The following is a 15,209-nucleotide window of genomic DNA, read 5'->3' as shown; positions in this document are numbered from 1 at the left end:
TAGCAAGAAGTGGACGATGCCAATACGGGACTGGAAAGCGGCACTGAACCGCTTCGCCATCCAGTTTGAAGACCGGGTACCGCAGACTTAAACGAAAAACCGTTTACACAGAATTCAGTACACCCCCCTACGACAGGCATTGGGCCTTGACCAACGCCAAGCTTGAATCATCAGCAATGGGCTGTTAGCTCTTCAGCTACTCCTGAATCTCGACTATGACGTAGACAAGCTTGCCGTATCATAAGCTGGCACTAGCCCTGAAAATTATCAAAAGATGAGCTGACTTCCGCATAACACCCCGCGAAACCATTTCCATGGCCATTACGGGGTGCTCGTAACGTTAAGCAAACAGTACCTTGCGCGGACGTCCACGCTTGATGCGCTCTGGCTCGACTGCACTGGGCGAAGCATGCTTGATACGACGATGCAATTCCACCTCCTCCCAGAGCAAAATCCCCCCGATCTTTTTCGGATTGGGAATCGCGCCTTGCTGCATGTAGGTAGTGATGGTACGAACGGAAACACGCAGCACTTCGGCGACTTCCTTCTTGGTCAGGTACATATTTTCTCCCCAAATTAGAGTATAGGAAGAAAACTCGTGATGTACGTTACAGGGAAGGTGCCATGTTGATCGCATCCAGGTTCTCTGCCAGCCGTGCCGCCATACGGCCTGAGTCCAAACGCAGGTAATGCTTTTCCAAGGTACGCATATCAGAATGTCCGGAAAACAAAACGACCTCATGCATCCTCAACTGGCAAGTCTCCACAAGTCGACTAATCGCTTCGCGCCGGCAATCATGGAGCCTGGCATCATAAATTTCGGCCTTGTCAGCTGCATCGCGCCAACCATGACTAAGGTCAGTTGCAGGCATGGGAAAGATACAGCCACTTTTTTTGGGGATCAGGTCTTGCAGAAGCTTTACAGCACCAGGCAGTAGTGGAACCTCTCTCGCATGAACCTTCGTCTTGGTGAGGAATCCAGGCTTTCTCAGGCGTACCACCATCCTCTGGAAGTCGACATCTTCCCACCTCAACGAAACGATTTCACCACGACGCAATGACGTCAATATCGCAAACAGAATGGCCGACTTCAAGGTCATGTCCTCGATACTGTTAAACACTTTCAGCAACTCATTATCCGATACGCGCCGATTGCGAGGCTCTGCAGCGTCTGGAAGCTGCATCCGCATCAAGGAATGAGCTTGCCACCATGCGCCATACGTAGGCCAACGGTTTTCTTTATCTAAATATTTCGTCACCGACCGACGTAGCAGGTTCAGCTCATGCCGGGCGGTCTGGGTGCTGACAGGATAGATCGGCAGGCTTGGCACTTCCTTCCCCGCCTTTTTGCGCGCGTAACGCTGATGCTTTGTAAGCGGCTTTGCACCGTCGGAAGTGGCCATGGTAGCCGCACGATTTGGATCGCGTCCGGAGCCCAATTTGCCGGCAAGGCGGCTCGCCTTCCATTTGTCGATGAGGGCCTCATCCAATTGATCGACAGTACGCTCCCCAAACCATTTTCGCAGCCTTTCCAGACGTGATGCCTCTGCGTCCTTGCCTGTGAGCTTTGGAAGGTCATTCTGTTGATAAGAGTCGAACACATCCGACAGCCTGATGGGAAGCGGGGCCTTGGGGACATGTGGGAAACCGGAAGATGCCGACACAACATGGACCCGTTCTGGCAAAGCCAGTTCCTTGTTGGAGGCTTTGCTCTCCAAAAATTCCACTCGTCGGCGACGAGCCCAACGCGCGCCCTCGTCCATGGTTGAGAAGGTTGCAGAATCTTGGAACGGAGGGACAACCACCTTGAAGCGGAGCGAGCCGCTCCGCTCTTCAACGTAGATATGCTTTTCCAGGCGACCGTTTTGCTTTTTTGACATAGCGTAACTCCAGAGTTGTAGGAGTTACGTATAGGAAAAATTGGCTGTCTCCGCGTACGCAAAATCAGGAAGGTTTCCACGGGATTTTTCCCAAAACTTTTCCCAAAAACGATTCGAAGCTAAGTTCCATTACGCTGATCTGCTTGAAAGGCGCATGAATGCTGGTGCGGCTGGCGGGGATCGAACCCACGACCCTTGGCTTCGGAGGCCAATACTCTATCCACTGAGCTACAGCCGCGTAGGGGGAATTTCTGAAGTGATGCGAAGGATACCGTTTTTCTTTACCTACGTCTACGGAAACTGTCGTATCGTCGGCAATTGCATGTCGCTGCTCAATTTTTGTGCCTATAATTGTGGGTTTCATAAAGGTTTACATACAAGCATGTAAAAATGCTACCTTACACGGCCATCAGTTTCAAATCTGGACTAAGGACATCATGAGCGACGCACATAACGAACAACAATCAGCGATCAAAACGCCTAAACAATTGCTTGCCGCCGTAGCGGGCTTCTTTCTCCTCACCGTCATCGGCATCATCTTGCTGGTGCAGTTCGTCACGGCGCAAAAACTGACGGGTGCCGGTACGGACAGCCAGTCGCCGGAAGCCATTGCAGAGCGCCTGAGCCCCGTGGCCAACGCCGGCTTTACCTTCAAGGATGCCAGCGGTCCGAAGGTGCTGCAAGGCGGCGAAGCCGTCTACACGGCCACCTGCGTGGCATGCCACGGTGCCGGCATGGCCGGTGCACCGAAGTTTGGCGATGCGGGCAGCTGGTCGGCCCGCCTGGCCCAGGGCTACGATACGGTCGTGAAACACGCCATCGAAGGCTTGCGCGCGATGCCGGCCAAGGGCGGCAATCCCGACCTCGACGATGTAGAAGTGGCGCGCGCCGTCGTCTACATGGCCAACGCTTCGGGCGGCAAGTTCAAGGAACCGGAAGTGCCGGCACCGGCCGCAGCCGCTGACGGCGCTAGCGCACCAGTGGAAGAAGTGAAGAAATAGTCGCGATGCCGCTTCAGGCGGCGCGTTGAAGCGGCCCCAGGGGTGCTTCGGATGTGAAAAAGCCGCCCGGTTCAACTGAACCGGGCGGCTTTTTTGATGTCGATGCGCGTCGCGCTACAGCTTGAACGCGCCGATGATCTGCTCGAGCTTGCCGGTCTGCTCCTGCATCGAATGGGCTGCTGCTGCCGCCTGCTCCACCAGCGCGGCATTTTGCTGGGTATTGTCGTCGAGCTGGACGATGGCCTGGTTGACCTGGCCGATGCCCGTTTCCTGCTCCTGGCTGGCCAGCAGAATCTCGCCGATGATGTTGGCGACCTTGTCTGTGCCGGCGACGATCTCGTGCATGGTGGCGCCAGCCTGGTCGACCAGCTTGGTGCCGGCGTCAACGTTGTGCACCGATTCGACGATCAGCGCGCCGATTTCCTTGGCCGCCGTGGCCGAGCGGTGCGCCAGGTTGCGCACCTCGGATGCCACCACGGCAAAGCCGCGGCCCTGCTCGCCAGCCCGGGCCGCCTCGACGGCCGCGTTCAACGCCAGGATGTTGGTCTGGAAGGCGATGCCGTCGATGACGCTGATGATGTCGGCGATTTTCTTCGACGAGCGTTCGATCGCGCCCATCGTCTCGACCACCTGCGTCACCACCGCGCCGCCCCGCGCCGCCACCTGCGAGGCGTCCAGCGCCAGACGGTTGGCCTCCTGGCCGCTGCTGACGTTCTGCCTGACGGTGCCGGTCAACTCCTCCATCGACGCGGCGGTCTGCTCGAGCGCACTGGCCTGGCTTTCGGTGCGGGCCGACAGATCCTGGTTGCCGTTGGCGATTTCACGCGAGGCCAGCGCAATGGAGCCGGTGCTGCGACCGATTTCGCGCATCATCAGTTGCAACCGTTCGATGAAGGCGTTGAAGCTGCCGGCCACATCGTTGAACTCGCTGCCACCGCCACCCGGCAGGCGCCGCGTCAGGTCGGCGTCGCCAGCCGACAGGGCGTCAATATTGCTCTTGAGTACACCCAGGCGTCCCATGAACAGACGGATGATGCCGATAAACATGGCCAGCAGCAACAAAGCGATGGGGATCTGCACCATGCCCAGCTTGCTCAAGATACGGTCGCTTTGCTCGGTCAGCCGGCTGGTCGGCAAACCAGTCGCCAGCACCCACGGACTACCCGGTATTGCCTTCAGGAACAGCGTGTGGGGCGTGCCGTCGCTGCGATACTCCGATTCGGCCACGCCCTGCGCATCGAGCTTGGGCAGCAGGCGGCCGATTTCCGCCACCATCGGCGAACTGGACGCCAGATCCTCGACTTTCTTGAGTACGATCTCGTCCTTGATATACGTACTGTTGCTGATGATCTTGCCGTCGCGTTCGACGATCAGGATCTGGCCGTGGATCGTTTTCTCCATGTCGGCCACCAGGCGGTTGAAAAAGCCCAGCGTGACGTCGATGGTGGAAACACCGTACAGCTCGTTATCCTTGTAGATCGGCATGGCGCAGTTGGTGCGCGGCTGCGCACTGGCGTCGTCCTTGTAAGCCTTGGCCCAGTCGCAATGCCCCTTGGCCGACTTGAGTCCGCCCAGATACCAGCTCTGCTCGAAGTACTTCAACGACTCCGGCGAGTTCCAGTGGGTGTTGACGACCAGTTTGTTGGAAGCGTCGCGGGCGAAAAAGGTGCTGAACTTGTCGCGCTCGGGATCGCGCTTTTTCGGTAGCGGCCAGATGCCGCCGCCAAACACATTCGGGTCGGAGTACTGGTCAACCAGCCCCGGCAACAGGACGTCGATCGCCGCGCTGTCCATCAGCGCCACCGTCTGGGTGATGCTGCGCTGCTGGGCCTCCACCTGTCGCAGCTGCTCGGTAATCCTGGTGGAAATTTTACTGACATCAAAACCGACCACCATGCCCTCGGTGCGTTTCAAGTCCGGCGTAACGAAAAAATGGATGACGGCCAGGGTCATGACCAGCAACACCACAAAAACAAGACTGAACAGGGTGATAAAACGGGCTTGGCTGGTACGAAATATGTCTCTCACAATGTTTCCTTTTTGATGACACATGGGACGCTACACAGGTTGATTATTGTTTTCATCCAGGTATAGGCGCTTCAATCTTCGTTGTCAACGAGCAAGGGAAATCACCCCCTAGCTGCGCAACACTTCCCTCATTGTGCTCAGCTTGCTTCCGCGGTAGCACGGCCATGTCGGGCGCAAAAAAAGCCGCCCGGCTTGCGCGGGGCGGCTGGCAACTCAGGCTTTGAGCAGCAGTATTACCACATGATGACGCGGTCTTTCGGTGGCAGATACATCTTGTCGCCCGGTTTCACGTCGAAGGCTTGATAGAAGCCGGGCTGGTTGCGCATGGTGCCGTTGGCGCGGAACTGGCCTGGCGAGTGCGGGTCCGTTTTCAGCAAGACCAGTTGCTGCGCTTCGCGCATCTTCATGCGCCAGACCTGGGCAAAGCCAGCATAAAAGCGCTGCTCGCCCGTGAAACCGTCGATGACGGGGGCTTTCTTGCCATTCAGCGACAATTTATACGCTTTATAAGCAATCGCCACGCCGGAATTGTCGGCGATGTTTTCGCCCAGGGTCAGTTCGCCGTTGACGAAGTGGCCCTTGACAGGGCTGAAGCTGTTGTACTGCGCCACCAGTTGCTTGGTTTTCTTGGCGAAGTTTTTATGGTCGGTCTTGGTCCACCAGTCGCGCAGATTGCCGTCGCCATCGTACTGGGCACCCTGGTCGTCGAAACCGTGGCTGATTTCATGGCCGATCACGCCGCCGATGGCGCCATAATTGACGGCGTCGTCCGCCTTGGCGTCGAAGAACGGCGCTTGCAGGATGGCGGCCGGGAAGACGATTTCGTTCAATTCCGGGTTGTAATAGGCGTTCACGGTCTGCGGCGTCATGCCCCACTCGTCGCGGTCGATGGGCTGGCCCAGCTTGTTCAATTCGCGGTTGTAGTTGAGCAGGTGCGAACGCTGGATGTTGCCGATCAAATCGTCCTGCGCCACCGTCAGGCCCGAGTAATCGCGCCATTTGTTCGGATTGCCGATCTTGGTGGTGAACTTGGCCAGCTTGATCTGCGCCTGTTTCTTGGTGACAGGGCTCATCCAGTCGAGCTTGTCGATGCTTTGCTTGTAAGCCGTCATCAGGTTTTTGACCAGCGCTTCCATGCGCACCTTGCGCTCGGCCGGGAAATATTGCTCCACGTACAACTGGCCCACGGCTTCGCCCAGCGCGCCTTCGACGGCGCCCACGCCACGTTTCCAGCGCGGACGCATTTCCGTCACGCCCGTCAGGGTCGTGCCATAGAAGGCGAAGTTTTCATCGACATACGCTTTCGGCAGGTAGCCGGCGTTGGCGTGCAGCAAGTGCCACTGGAAATACGCTTTCCATGTGTCCAGCGGCGTCTTGTTGGCGATCTCGGCAAAGCCTTTCAGGTAGCTGGGCTGGCTGACGATCACATAATTGACCTTGCCGGCAATGCCCGTGTCCTTCAGGTAGCGGGCCCAGTCGTAGCCTGGCGCCACGGCGGCCAGCTTCGCCAGTTCCACCTTGTTGTAGGTCTTGACGGGGTCGCGGTTCTGCACATTGCTCCATTGCTCCTTGGCCAGGTCCGTTTCCAGGGCCACAATGGCTTTCGCATTCGCGGCAGCGTTCGCGTCGCCGGACAAGCTGAGCATTTTTTCCACGTGGGCCAGGTATTTGGCGCGCGTATCGGCCTTGCCCTCTTCCAGGTAGTAATCGCGGTCAGGCAAGCCCAGGCCGCTTTGCACGATGTCGGCCACGTATTTGGTGGAATCCTTGGCGTCCTGGTGGATGGCGAAATCGTAAGGCGAGGTCACGCCCAGCTTGCTGAAATGGGCGATGACGGCCGGCAACTCCGCCTTGTCCTGCAGTGCGGCGATCTTCGCCAGCTCCGCCTTCAAGGGCGTCAGGCCCAGGCTTTCCAGCTTGGCTTCATCCATGAAACTATTATAAAAATCACCGATCTTCTGGGCATTCGAACCGGCCACGCGGGCCTTGTCGGCGCTAGCGCCTTCGACGATGCCGCGCAGCTGCGTTTGCGTATCGTCGGCCAACTTGGCAAAGCTGCCCCAGCTCGACTTGTCGGCAGGGATCACGGTTTCCGCCAGCCATTTGCCATTCAGGTGCTGGAACAGGTCGTCCTGCGCGCGCACGGCAGGGTCGACGTATTCGATGGCGATGCCGGACGTCAGCGCCGCAGGCGCGGCGGCCGTGGCGGTAGCCGGCGCAGCAGCAGTTTTCTTGGCGGTATCAGCGGCGCCAGCCATGCCGGACACGCCGGCCAGCAAACTCAGGGTCAATGCACTTAACAAATATCGATTCACAGTAGTTAGTCCTCAGTATTGTGTGGAAACATAAGGGTCAGAACGCCCAGGGCTTCTGGCCCGGTTTTTGACTGTAGCATACCGGCCGAAAACGGAGAAAGAACTTTGGCAGAAATACAAAAGAGACCACGTGCGGCGGTCTCTTTATTGCTACAGTATTAAGCTTGTTACGTTTACCAGATAATGACGCGGTTTTCCGGCGCGACATACATCTTGTCGCCCGGTTTCACGCCAAACGCTTCATAGAAGCCTGGCTGGTTGACCATGGTGCCATTCGCGCGGTACTGGCCCGGCGAATGGGGGTCGGTCTTGATTTGCACGATTTGCTGTGCTGCGCGCATCTTGCTGCGCCAGACCTGGCCAAAGCCCATGTAGAAGCGCTGGTCGCCCGTCAAGCCATCGAGCACGGGCGCCGGTTTGCCGCCCAGCGAAATCTTGTAGGCTTTATAGGCAATCGCCACGCCCGAGTTATCGGCGATGTTCTCGCCCAGGGTCAGCGCGCCGTTGACGTTGTAGCCCGGCAATGGGCTATAGCCGTCGTACTGCTTGGTCAGCGCATCGGCCTTGGCGGCGAAGTTCTTGCGGTCGGCCGGGGTCCACCAGTCGCGCAGGTTGCCGTCGCCATCGGACTGGCTGCCCTTGTCGTCGAAACCGTGGCTGATTTCATGGCCGATGACGGCGCCGATGGCGCCATAGTTGACGGCGTCGTCCGCGTTGGCGTCGAAGAACGGCGGCTGCAGGATGGACGCGGGGAAGACGATTTCATTCATCGTCGAGCTGTAATAGGCGTTCACCGTTTGCGGCGTCATGCCCCACTCTTCGCGGTCGATCGGTTTGCCCAGCTTGGCCACCTGGCGGGCGGAACCAAAATTGGCGGCGCGCATCATGTTGCCCACCAGGTCGCCCTGGACGATTTGCAGCTTCGTGTAATCGCGCCATTTGTTCGGATACGCGATCTTCGGCGTGAACTTGGCCAGCTTGGCTTGCGCTTCTTTCTTGGTCTCCGGGCTCATCCAGTCCAAGGTGTCGATACTGTCCTTGTAGGCGGCCAGCACGTTTTTCACCAGTTCCTGCATGTGCGCCTTGCGCTCTGCCGGGAAATATTGCGCGACGTACAGTTTACCGACGGCTTCGCCCAGCACGCCTTCGACGGCGCCCACGCCACGCTTCCAGCGCGGCTGGTTTTCCGTCACGCCGCTGAGTAACGTGCCGTAGAAGGCAAAGCTTTCATCGACGAAGTTTTTCGACAGGTAGTTGGCGTAGCTGCGCAGCAACTGCCATTCGAAATACGCTTTCAGGGTGTCCAGGTCGGTGCTAGCCAGCACCTTGTTGTAGCCGGCCAGGTAGCTCGGCTGGTTGACGATGACGTAATCGACCTTGTTGGCGATGCCCAAGGCAGCCAGGCTGGACTTCAGGTCGTAGCCGGGGGTCAGATCGTTGAGCTTGTTGATATCGGTCTTGTTGTAGCGTTTCACGGGGTCGCGGTTCTCGACCTTGGTCCATTGCACTTCGGCCAGAGCCGTTTCCAGCGCAACGACAGCCTTGGCACGGGCGGCGGCATTCTGGTCGCCGGCCATGGCCAGCATTTTTTCCACGTGCGCCTGGTATTTTTCTTTCACGCCCGCCTGCTTGGCTTCCAGATAATAGTCGCGGTCGGGCATGCCCAGGCCGCTCTGGCTCACGTAGGCGGCATATTTCGTCGAGGCACGGGCATCCTGGCCCACGTAGACGGCGTACGGGGTTGACACCCCCGTCTGGCTCAGGTGGGCGATCAGGGCGGGCACGCCCTTCTTGTCGCGCAGCGAGCGGATACGGTTCAGTTCGCCGGCCAACGGCTTCGTGCCCAGCGCTTCGAGCTTGGCTTCATCCATGTAGCTGGCGTACATATCGCCGATTTTCTGCGCTTCGGAACCGGCCTTCTTGTGCTTGTCCTGTTGCGTGGCTTCGATGATGCCGCGCAACTGTGGCGTGGTGTCATCGCGCAGCTTGGCGAACGAACCCCAGCTCGACTTGTCGGCCGGAATCTCGGTCGTGGCCAGCCACTTGCCATTCAAATGGGTGAAAAAATCGTCCTGCACGCGCACGGCAGGGTCGATGTACTGCACATCGATGCCGGAAACGACGCCAGCGGCGGCAGGCGCGGAAGGTGCGACACTGGGCGCCACGGTTGGTGCCGACACGGAGGATGCGGCGGATGCCGGTTCGGCGGCCTGGGCAAACGCAGCCAACAGGGTCAGGGTCAGACTGCTCAAGAGATAGCGATTCACGAATTGTCCTTATGGGGCATGTCAAAAAGACCGGGCAGATAGCTGCGGGCGGATAGCCCGCCGCGCCAGGCGCTGCAGGAATGTAGCACGCGAGCATGCCATTTGGCCATCCTTGCCCCCGGACTGCCCGGGATCGCCGCTCAGTTCGACCAGGCTCAAGGGGCTTTCATTGTCCATTCCCGCGCGCATGGCGTGGCCTGGAAAAGCGCATGGCGCGTTTATCCATACAGATACAGCAGCTCGTCGATCAGCGCCAGCTCCTGTTGCGTGAACTGCGTGTCGTTGAACTGCCCGATATCTTCGAGCACACCCTAATCGGCACTTGCCGTGACGGATCTTGAACGATGTCGATCAGCAGGCCGGCATCCGGATCGCGCCCCCTCAGATACTTTTCAATCAGCGTTGTGAGCGCGGCACCTGCCTGTAAATCAGTTAACATTTTTTTATCTGCGGGGAAAGAAGAAGTTCCAGTCTAAATGAGCCTGAGCCCGCAGATAAAAAAAAGCCTGCGTCCGCAGATGCAGGCAAAACCACTTCGGGTCGAGAATGCGAATCCACTATAGGGCCGCCGCACACGCTTTTTTTCGACTCTTACAAATACTTACTCCCCTCAAGATGCACTATACAGCGCATACAAAGCTGCAACATATGGCAAGCTGACAGCCCCGTTTTCGCGCGTAGACTGGACCCAGGTAGGCTTTTTCCACGACCGGTCCACGCCGGCAGTGATTCAGGTCTATACTTTCAGGAAAGCGCCGCTCCACGGGGACTGGCGCCTATGCAAGACACGCTAGCTGCAAAGGTGCAATGATGGGCAAACTCAAAAATACCGGCTTGATCGGCCTGGGCGTGGTGGCCGGTGTCGCCGTGTCGCTGCAATTTTCGGCCATGGCGCAAAAAACCGTCGAGCCGCCCCTGCCGCTGGAAGAGTTGCGCCAGTTGGCCGATGTGTTTGGCCTGATCAAGTCCGATTACGTCGAGCCGGTGGAAGACAAGAAACTGCTGGAAGACGCCATTTCCGGCATGGTTGCCTCGCTCGACCCCCATTCCGCCTACCTGGACAAAAAAGCCTACGCCGAGCTGCGCGAAGGCTCCGAAGGCAAGTTTGTCGGCCTGGGCATTGAAATCGGCATGAGCGAAGACGGCTACATCAAGATCGTCTCGCCCATCGAGGATACGCCCGCCTACCGTGCAGGCATCAAGGCCGGCGATTTAATTACTCGCCTGGATGGCCAGCCCGTGAAAGGCGTCAGCCTGGACGACAGCGTCAAGCGCATGCGCGGCGAACCGGGCACCAAGGTGTCGCTGACGATTGCCCGCAAGGATGAACCGCAGCCGCTGGCCTTCACCATCACGCGCGAGGAAATCCATCAAAAAAGCGTGAAGGCGAAGATGGTCGAGCCGGGCTACGCCTGGCTGCGCGTGTCGCAATTCCAGGAACCGACCGTCGACGACATGGCCGCGCAGATCACGGCCCTGTACCAGCAAGACCCGAACATCAAGGGCATGGTGCTGGACCTGCGCAACGATCCGGGCGGCGTGCTGCAGGGCGCCATCGGCGTCTCGGCCGCCTTCCTGCCGAAGGACGCGGCCATCGTCTCGACGAATGGCCAGTTGCCCGATTCAAAACAGGTGTTCTACGGCCGCGCCGAATACTATACCTTCCGTTCGGAAGGCGATGCGCTGGCAAAATTGCCGGCAGCTATCAAGAAAGTGCCGCTGGTGGTGCTGGTCAACACGGGCTCGGCCTCGGCCTCGGAAATCGTCGCCGGCGCCCTGCAAGACTATAAGCGCGCCACCATCATCGGCACGCAAACCTTCGGCAAGGGTTCCGTGCAAACCATCCGCCAATTGACCGCCGACACGGCTGTCAAGCTGACCACGGCCCGCTACTACACGCCGAATGGCCGCTCGATCCAGGCCACGGGCATCGTGCCCGACTTGCTGGTCGATGAAAATGCGGACGGCGACGGCTTGAACGGCTTGCGCATCCGCGAAGCGGACCTCTCCAAGCACCTGAGCAACGACCGCGACCAAGGCAGCGCCAACAACGGCGCCAAGGCTGCGCCCGTCAACGACGAGATGGAAGAGCAATTGCGCATCATCGCCCTGGAAAAAACCCGCAAGCCGCTGGAATTTGGCAGCAAGGACGATTTCCAGCTGCACCAGGCGCTGAACCACCTGAAGGGTTTACCGGTGCAACTGGCCAAGGCCGAACCCGTGGTGGTGCAAGCCGACATCAAGAAAGAACAGAAGAAATAAGCAACACCGCCAGCAGGGGGGCGCAATGCCCCCCGGTAAGCCGTCTATGCGACAAAAATCAAGCTTGCGCCACACTTCCCCCTCCCCCGCAGCACGAAACTCTCTACAGTCGAGTCCGTTTGTGTAAAATTTGCTTCACTTATCGGCAACGCGCCGATTGCCAAATTTGAAAGTTTAACCATGAAACAAGTCGTCATCAGCGGTACCGGACTGTACACGCCGCCATTTTCGATCTCCAACGAAGAACTGGTCACCTGCTTCAATGCCTACGCAGAAAAATTCAATGCCGATCACGCCGACGCGATCGCCGCGGGCACGGTAACGGCGCTGGACCTGTCGAGCGTGGCCTTCATCGAAAAAGCGTCCGGCATCAAGTCGCGCTTCGTGATGGAAAAGGCAGGCATCCTCGATCCGGCCCGCATGGTCTCGCGCATTGCGGAGCGGGGCGATGACGAACTGTCCTTGCAGGCGGAAATGGCTGTCGCCGCCGCGCGTGACGCGCTGGCGCGCGCCGGCCGCGCGCCGGCCGACATCGACATGGTGCTGGTGGCCTGCAGCAATATGCAGCGCGCCTATCCCGCCATGGCGGTGGAAGTGCAGGATGCGCTGGGTATCGATGGTTATGGTTTTGACATGAATGTGGCGTGCTCGTCCGCCACCTTCGGCATCCAGCAAGCGGTGGCCGCCGTGCAAAGCGGCCAGGCGCGCGCCGTGCTGGTGCTCAATCCCGAAATCACCAGCGGCCACCTGAACTGGCGCGACCGCGACAGCCATTTCATTTTCGGCGACGCCTGCACCGCCATCGTCGTCGAAGCCAAGGACACGGCCGTGTCGCAGCACCAGTTCGAGATCATCGGTACGCAACTCAAAACGCGCTTCTCGAATGCCATCCGCAACAATTTCGGCTTCCTCAACCGTTTTGACGCATCCGGCGTGGGCAAGGAAGACAAATTGTTCCGCCAACAAGGCCGCAAGGTCTTCAAGGAAGTGTGCCCGATGGCGGCCGAGATGATCAAGGTCACCCTGGCCAAGGCCTGCGTGGAAGTAGCGCAAGTGAGCCGTTACTGGCTGCACCAGGCCAACCTGAACATGAACTTGCTGATCGCGCGCCTGATCCTGGGCCGCGACGCCGAGGCCAACGAGGCGCCCGTGATCCTCGACACTTACGCCAACACTTCGTCGGCCGGTTCCATCATCGCCTTCCATCAATATCAGGATGATATGGCGGCGGGCGCCATGGGCGTCATCTGCTCGTTTGGCGCCGGCTACTCCATCGGCTGCGTGGTCGTGCGCAAGGTGTAAGGGTTTGGGGCGGGATGCGCCTGATTGCCTCAATTAGGCGCAGATCACAGTGGATGGCATGCGTTCGTGGCCACCTGGACGAAGATGGTGCGCAAATTTTTTGTAAAAAAAAGCGGCAGTAACATTCCAGCCGCAGCTTTGTTGCGTTTATACTCGATCGCTGAACACCGTCTTTTTCCATCCGCACGTCCCCATAAGGAACCCAGCACGCATGCCCCATGACATCAGTCTGATCACCACCATCGCCGCCGCCCTCGGGTTCGGCCTCGTCTTCGGCTTCATCGCCACTCGCATGAAACTGCCGGCCCTGGTCGGCTATCTGGCCGCCGGCATCATGATAGGACCGGCCACGCCCGGTTTTGTCGCCGATGCAGAGCTGGCAGGGCAATTGGCGGAGATCGGGGTGATGCTGATGATGTTCGGTGTCGGCCTGCATTTTTCCATCGACGACTTGTGGGATGTGCGCAAGATCGCGCTGCCCGGCGCCATCTTGCAGATCGCCGTCGCCACGGCGATGGGCATGGGCCTGGCCCACTGGTGGGGCTGGAGCCTCGGTGGCGGGCTGATCTTCGGCCTGGCCCTGTCCGTGGCCAGTACCGTGGTGCTGCTGCGCGCACTGGAGGAACGGGGCATTCTCGACTCCCTGAACGGCCGCATCGCCGTCGGCTGGCTGGTGGTGGAAGACCTGGTCACCGTGCTGGTCCTGGTGCTGTTGCCGGCCTTCGCCGGTGCGCTGGGCGGCACGGTCGCGCCGGGCGCGGAACAGGTCAGCCTGTGGCGCACCCTGGCCGTCACGCTGGGCCAGGTGGCCGGCTTCATCGTCTTCATGCTGGTGGTGGGCCGCAAGCTGTTCCCGTGGATTTTGTGGCAAGTGGCGCGCACCGGCTCGCGCGAACTGTTTACCCTGTGCGTGATCGCCGCCGCCGTCGGCATCGCCTATGCTTCGACCAAGCTGTTCGGCGTGTCGTTTGCGCTGGGTGCCTTCTTCGCCGGCATGGTGCTGCGCGAGTCCGAACTCAGTCATCGCGCCGCAGAAGAGTCGCTGCCCCTGCGCGACGCCTTCGCCGTGCTGTTCTTCGTTTCCGTCGGCATGTTGTTCGAGCCGAACATCCTCGTCGACAAGCCGCTGCAAGTGCTGGCCGTGTGCGCCATCATTATCTTCGGCAAGTCGATCGCCGCCTTTTTGCTGGTGATGGCCCTGCGTTATCCGCCGAAAACGGCCATCATCGTCTCGGCCAGCCTGGCGCAGATCGGCGAATTCTCGTTCATCCTGGCCGCCCTGGGCCTCTCCTTGGGCCTGATGCCGCAGGAAGGACAAAGCCTGATCCTGGCCGGCGCCATCCTGTCCATCGCCCTCAACCCGCTGGTGTTCAGCCTGGCCAAGCCACTGCTGCGCGTGATCGGCAACAGCGATTTCGCGCGCAAGTTCGAACGCACCACCGACCCGCTGGCCGAACTGCCGATGACGGTGCCGCAGGAAAAGCTGTCGGGGCAGATCGTGCTGGTCGGTTATGGCCGCGTGGGCCAGCGCATCGCCGCCGCCCTGATGGAGCGGGGTATCCACTTTGTCGTGGCAGAGGAAAACCGCGACATCGTCGACCAGCTGCGCAAGCAGGGCATTCCGGCCGTGGCCGGCAATGCGGGCGAACCAGCCGTGCTGATCCAGGCGCACATCACGCACGCCACCATGCTCGTCATCGCCACGCCGGACACCTTCCACGTGCGCGCCATGATAGCAACGGCGCGCGCGCTGAATCCCGCCATCCTGACGGTGGTGCGCACGCACAGCGAGGAAGAGGCGGAATTGCTGCGCGCGGAAAACGCGGGCAAAGTCTTTATTGGCGAACACGAGCTGGCGAATGGCATGGCCGAACATGTGCTGCAGAGTTTTGAGACGGTGAAGAAGGGGCATGGCCACTAACAGGGTGTTGAATTAATCGCCGTGCCCGTCAACCATCACGGGCCGGTAAACGTTGTTTCATCAGCCCCACTTTCCCACCGCCATCATGCGCAAGACCGACGTCATCCAGCACTCTCTGTACAGTTACCGCTCGTTGGAGGAACGCATCCCGGATGCGCATCCCTTGCGCAAATTGCGAGTACTGGTCGATGCCATCCTGGCCAACATGAACGATGATTTCCAGGCGCTGTATT

General features: G+C 59.4%; 9 protein-coding genes, 1 tRNA gene and 1 pseudogene. 5 read left to right on the top strand and 6 right to left on the bottom strand.

What is annotated here, in order from left to right; genetic code table 11:
* Window positions 1–340: 340 nt before the first annotated feature.
* From CSZ94_RS25090 to CSZ94_RS25080, 3 genes are all read right to left on the bottom strand, one after another.
* Window positions 341–562: a helix-turn-helix transcriptional regulator gene (locus CSZ94_RS25090; protein ID WP_102124012.1), complete on the bottom strand. Its 222-nt coding sequence runs from the start codon at window positions 560–562 to the stop codon at window positions 341–343.
* Window positions 563–608: 46 nt separating this feature from the next.
* A complete protein-coding gene (locus CSZ94_RS25085; RefSeq protein ID WP_102124011.1) occupies window positions 609–1,880 on the bottom strand; it encodes a site-specific integrase in 1,272 nt (423 codons plus the stop codon).
* Between the two features lie 162 nt (window positions 1,881–2,042).
* Window positions 2,043–2,118 (bottom strand) — tRNA-Arg (locus CSZ94_RS25080).
* Window positions 2,119–2,317: 199 nt separating this feature from the next.
* Between CSZ94_RS25080 and CSZ94_RS25075 the strand changes: the two genes are divergently transcribed.
* On the top strand, window positions 2,318–2,881 hold the full coding sequence (locus tag CSZ94_RS25075) for a c-type cytochrome (RefSeq protein WP_102124010.1): 564 nt from the start codon (window positions 2,318–2,320) through the stop codon (window positions 2,879–2,881).
* Window positions 2,882–2,995: 114 nt separating this feature from the next.
* Here CSZ94_RS25075 and CSZ94_RS25070 read toward each other — a convergent pair whose 3' ends face one another.
* The 3 genes from CSZ94_RS25070 to CSZ94_RS25060 form a co-directional block, all read right to left on the bottom strand.
* Window positions 2,996–4,900: a methyl-accepting chemotaxis protein gene (locus CSZ94_RS25070; RefSeq protein ID WP_102124013.1), complete on the bottom strand. Its 1,905-nt coding sequence runs from the start codon at window positions 4,898–4,900 to the stop codon at window positions 2,996–2,998.
* Window positions 4,901–5,142: 242 nt separating this feature from the next.
* Window positions 5,143–7,224 (bottom strand): M13 family metallopeptidase, encoded by a 2,082-nt coding sequence (locus tag CSZ94_RS25065; RefSeq protein ID WP_102124009.1) that lies wholly within the window; start codon window positions 7,222–7,224, stop codon window positions 5,143–5,145.
* A gap of 173 nt (window positions 7,225–7,397) precedes the next feature.
* Window positions 7,398–9,491 (bottom strand): M13 family metallopeptidase, encoded by a 2,094-nt coding sequence (locus CSZ94_RS25060; protein WP_102124008.1) that lies wholly within the window; start codon window positions 9,489–9,491, stop codon window positions 7,398–7,400.
* An 807-nt stretch (window positions 9,492–10,298) separates the two neighbouring features.
* Here CSZ94_RS25060 and CSZ94_RS25050 point away from each other — a divergent pair.
* The 4 genes and pseudogenes from CSZ94_RS25050 to CSZ94_RS28985 form a co-directional block, all read left to right on the top strand.
* Window positions 10,299–11,753 (top strand): S41 family peptidase, encoded by a 1,455-nt coding sequence (locus CSZ94_RS25050; RefSeq protein WP_102124007.1) that lies wholly within the window; start codon window positions 10,299–10,301, stop codon window positions 11,751–11,753.
* Between the two features lie 180 nt (window positions 11,754–11,933).
* Window positions 11,934–13,055: a beta-ketoacyl-ACP synthase III gene (locus tag CSZ94_RS25045; protein ID WP_102124006.1), complete on the top strand. Its 1,122-nt coding sequence runs from the start codon at window positions 11,934–11,936 to the stop codon at window positions 13,053–13,055.
* A gap of 211 nt (window positions 13,056–13,266) precedes the next feature.
* Entirely contained in the window at window positions 13,267–14,976 is a 1,710-nt protein-coding gene (gene ybaL / locus CSZ94_RS25040; protein ID WP_102124005.1) for a YbaL family putative K(+) efflux transporter, read from the top strand.
* A gap of 85 nt (window positions 14,977–15,061) precedes the next feature.
* Window positions 15,062–15,209, top strand: a pseudogene (locus CSZ94_RS28985) (IS5/IS1182 family transposase); the annotation flags it as partial.

Origin of the sequence: Janthinobacterium sp. ROICE36, assembly GCF_002869965.1 — a bacterium.
In the GTDB taxonomy this organism is placed as follows: domain Bacteria; phylum Pseudomonadota; class Gammaproteobacteria; order Burkholderiales; family Burkholderiaceae_D; genus Janthinobacterium.
The sequence above is the reverse complement of the archived record's forward strand: the minus strand, read 5'-3'. Positions and strand labels throughout refer to the sequence as shown.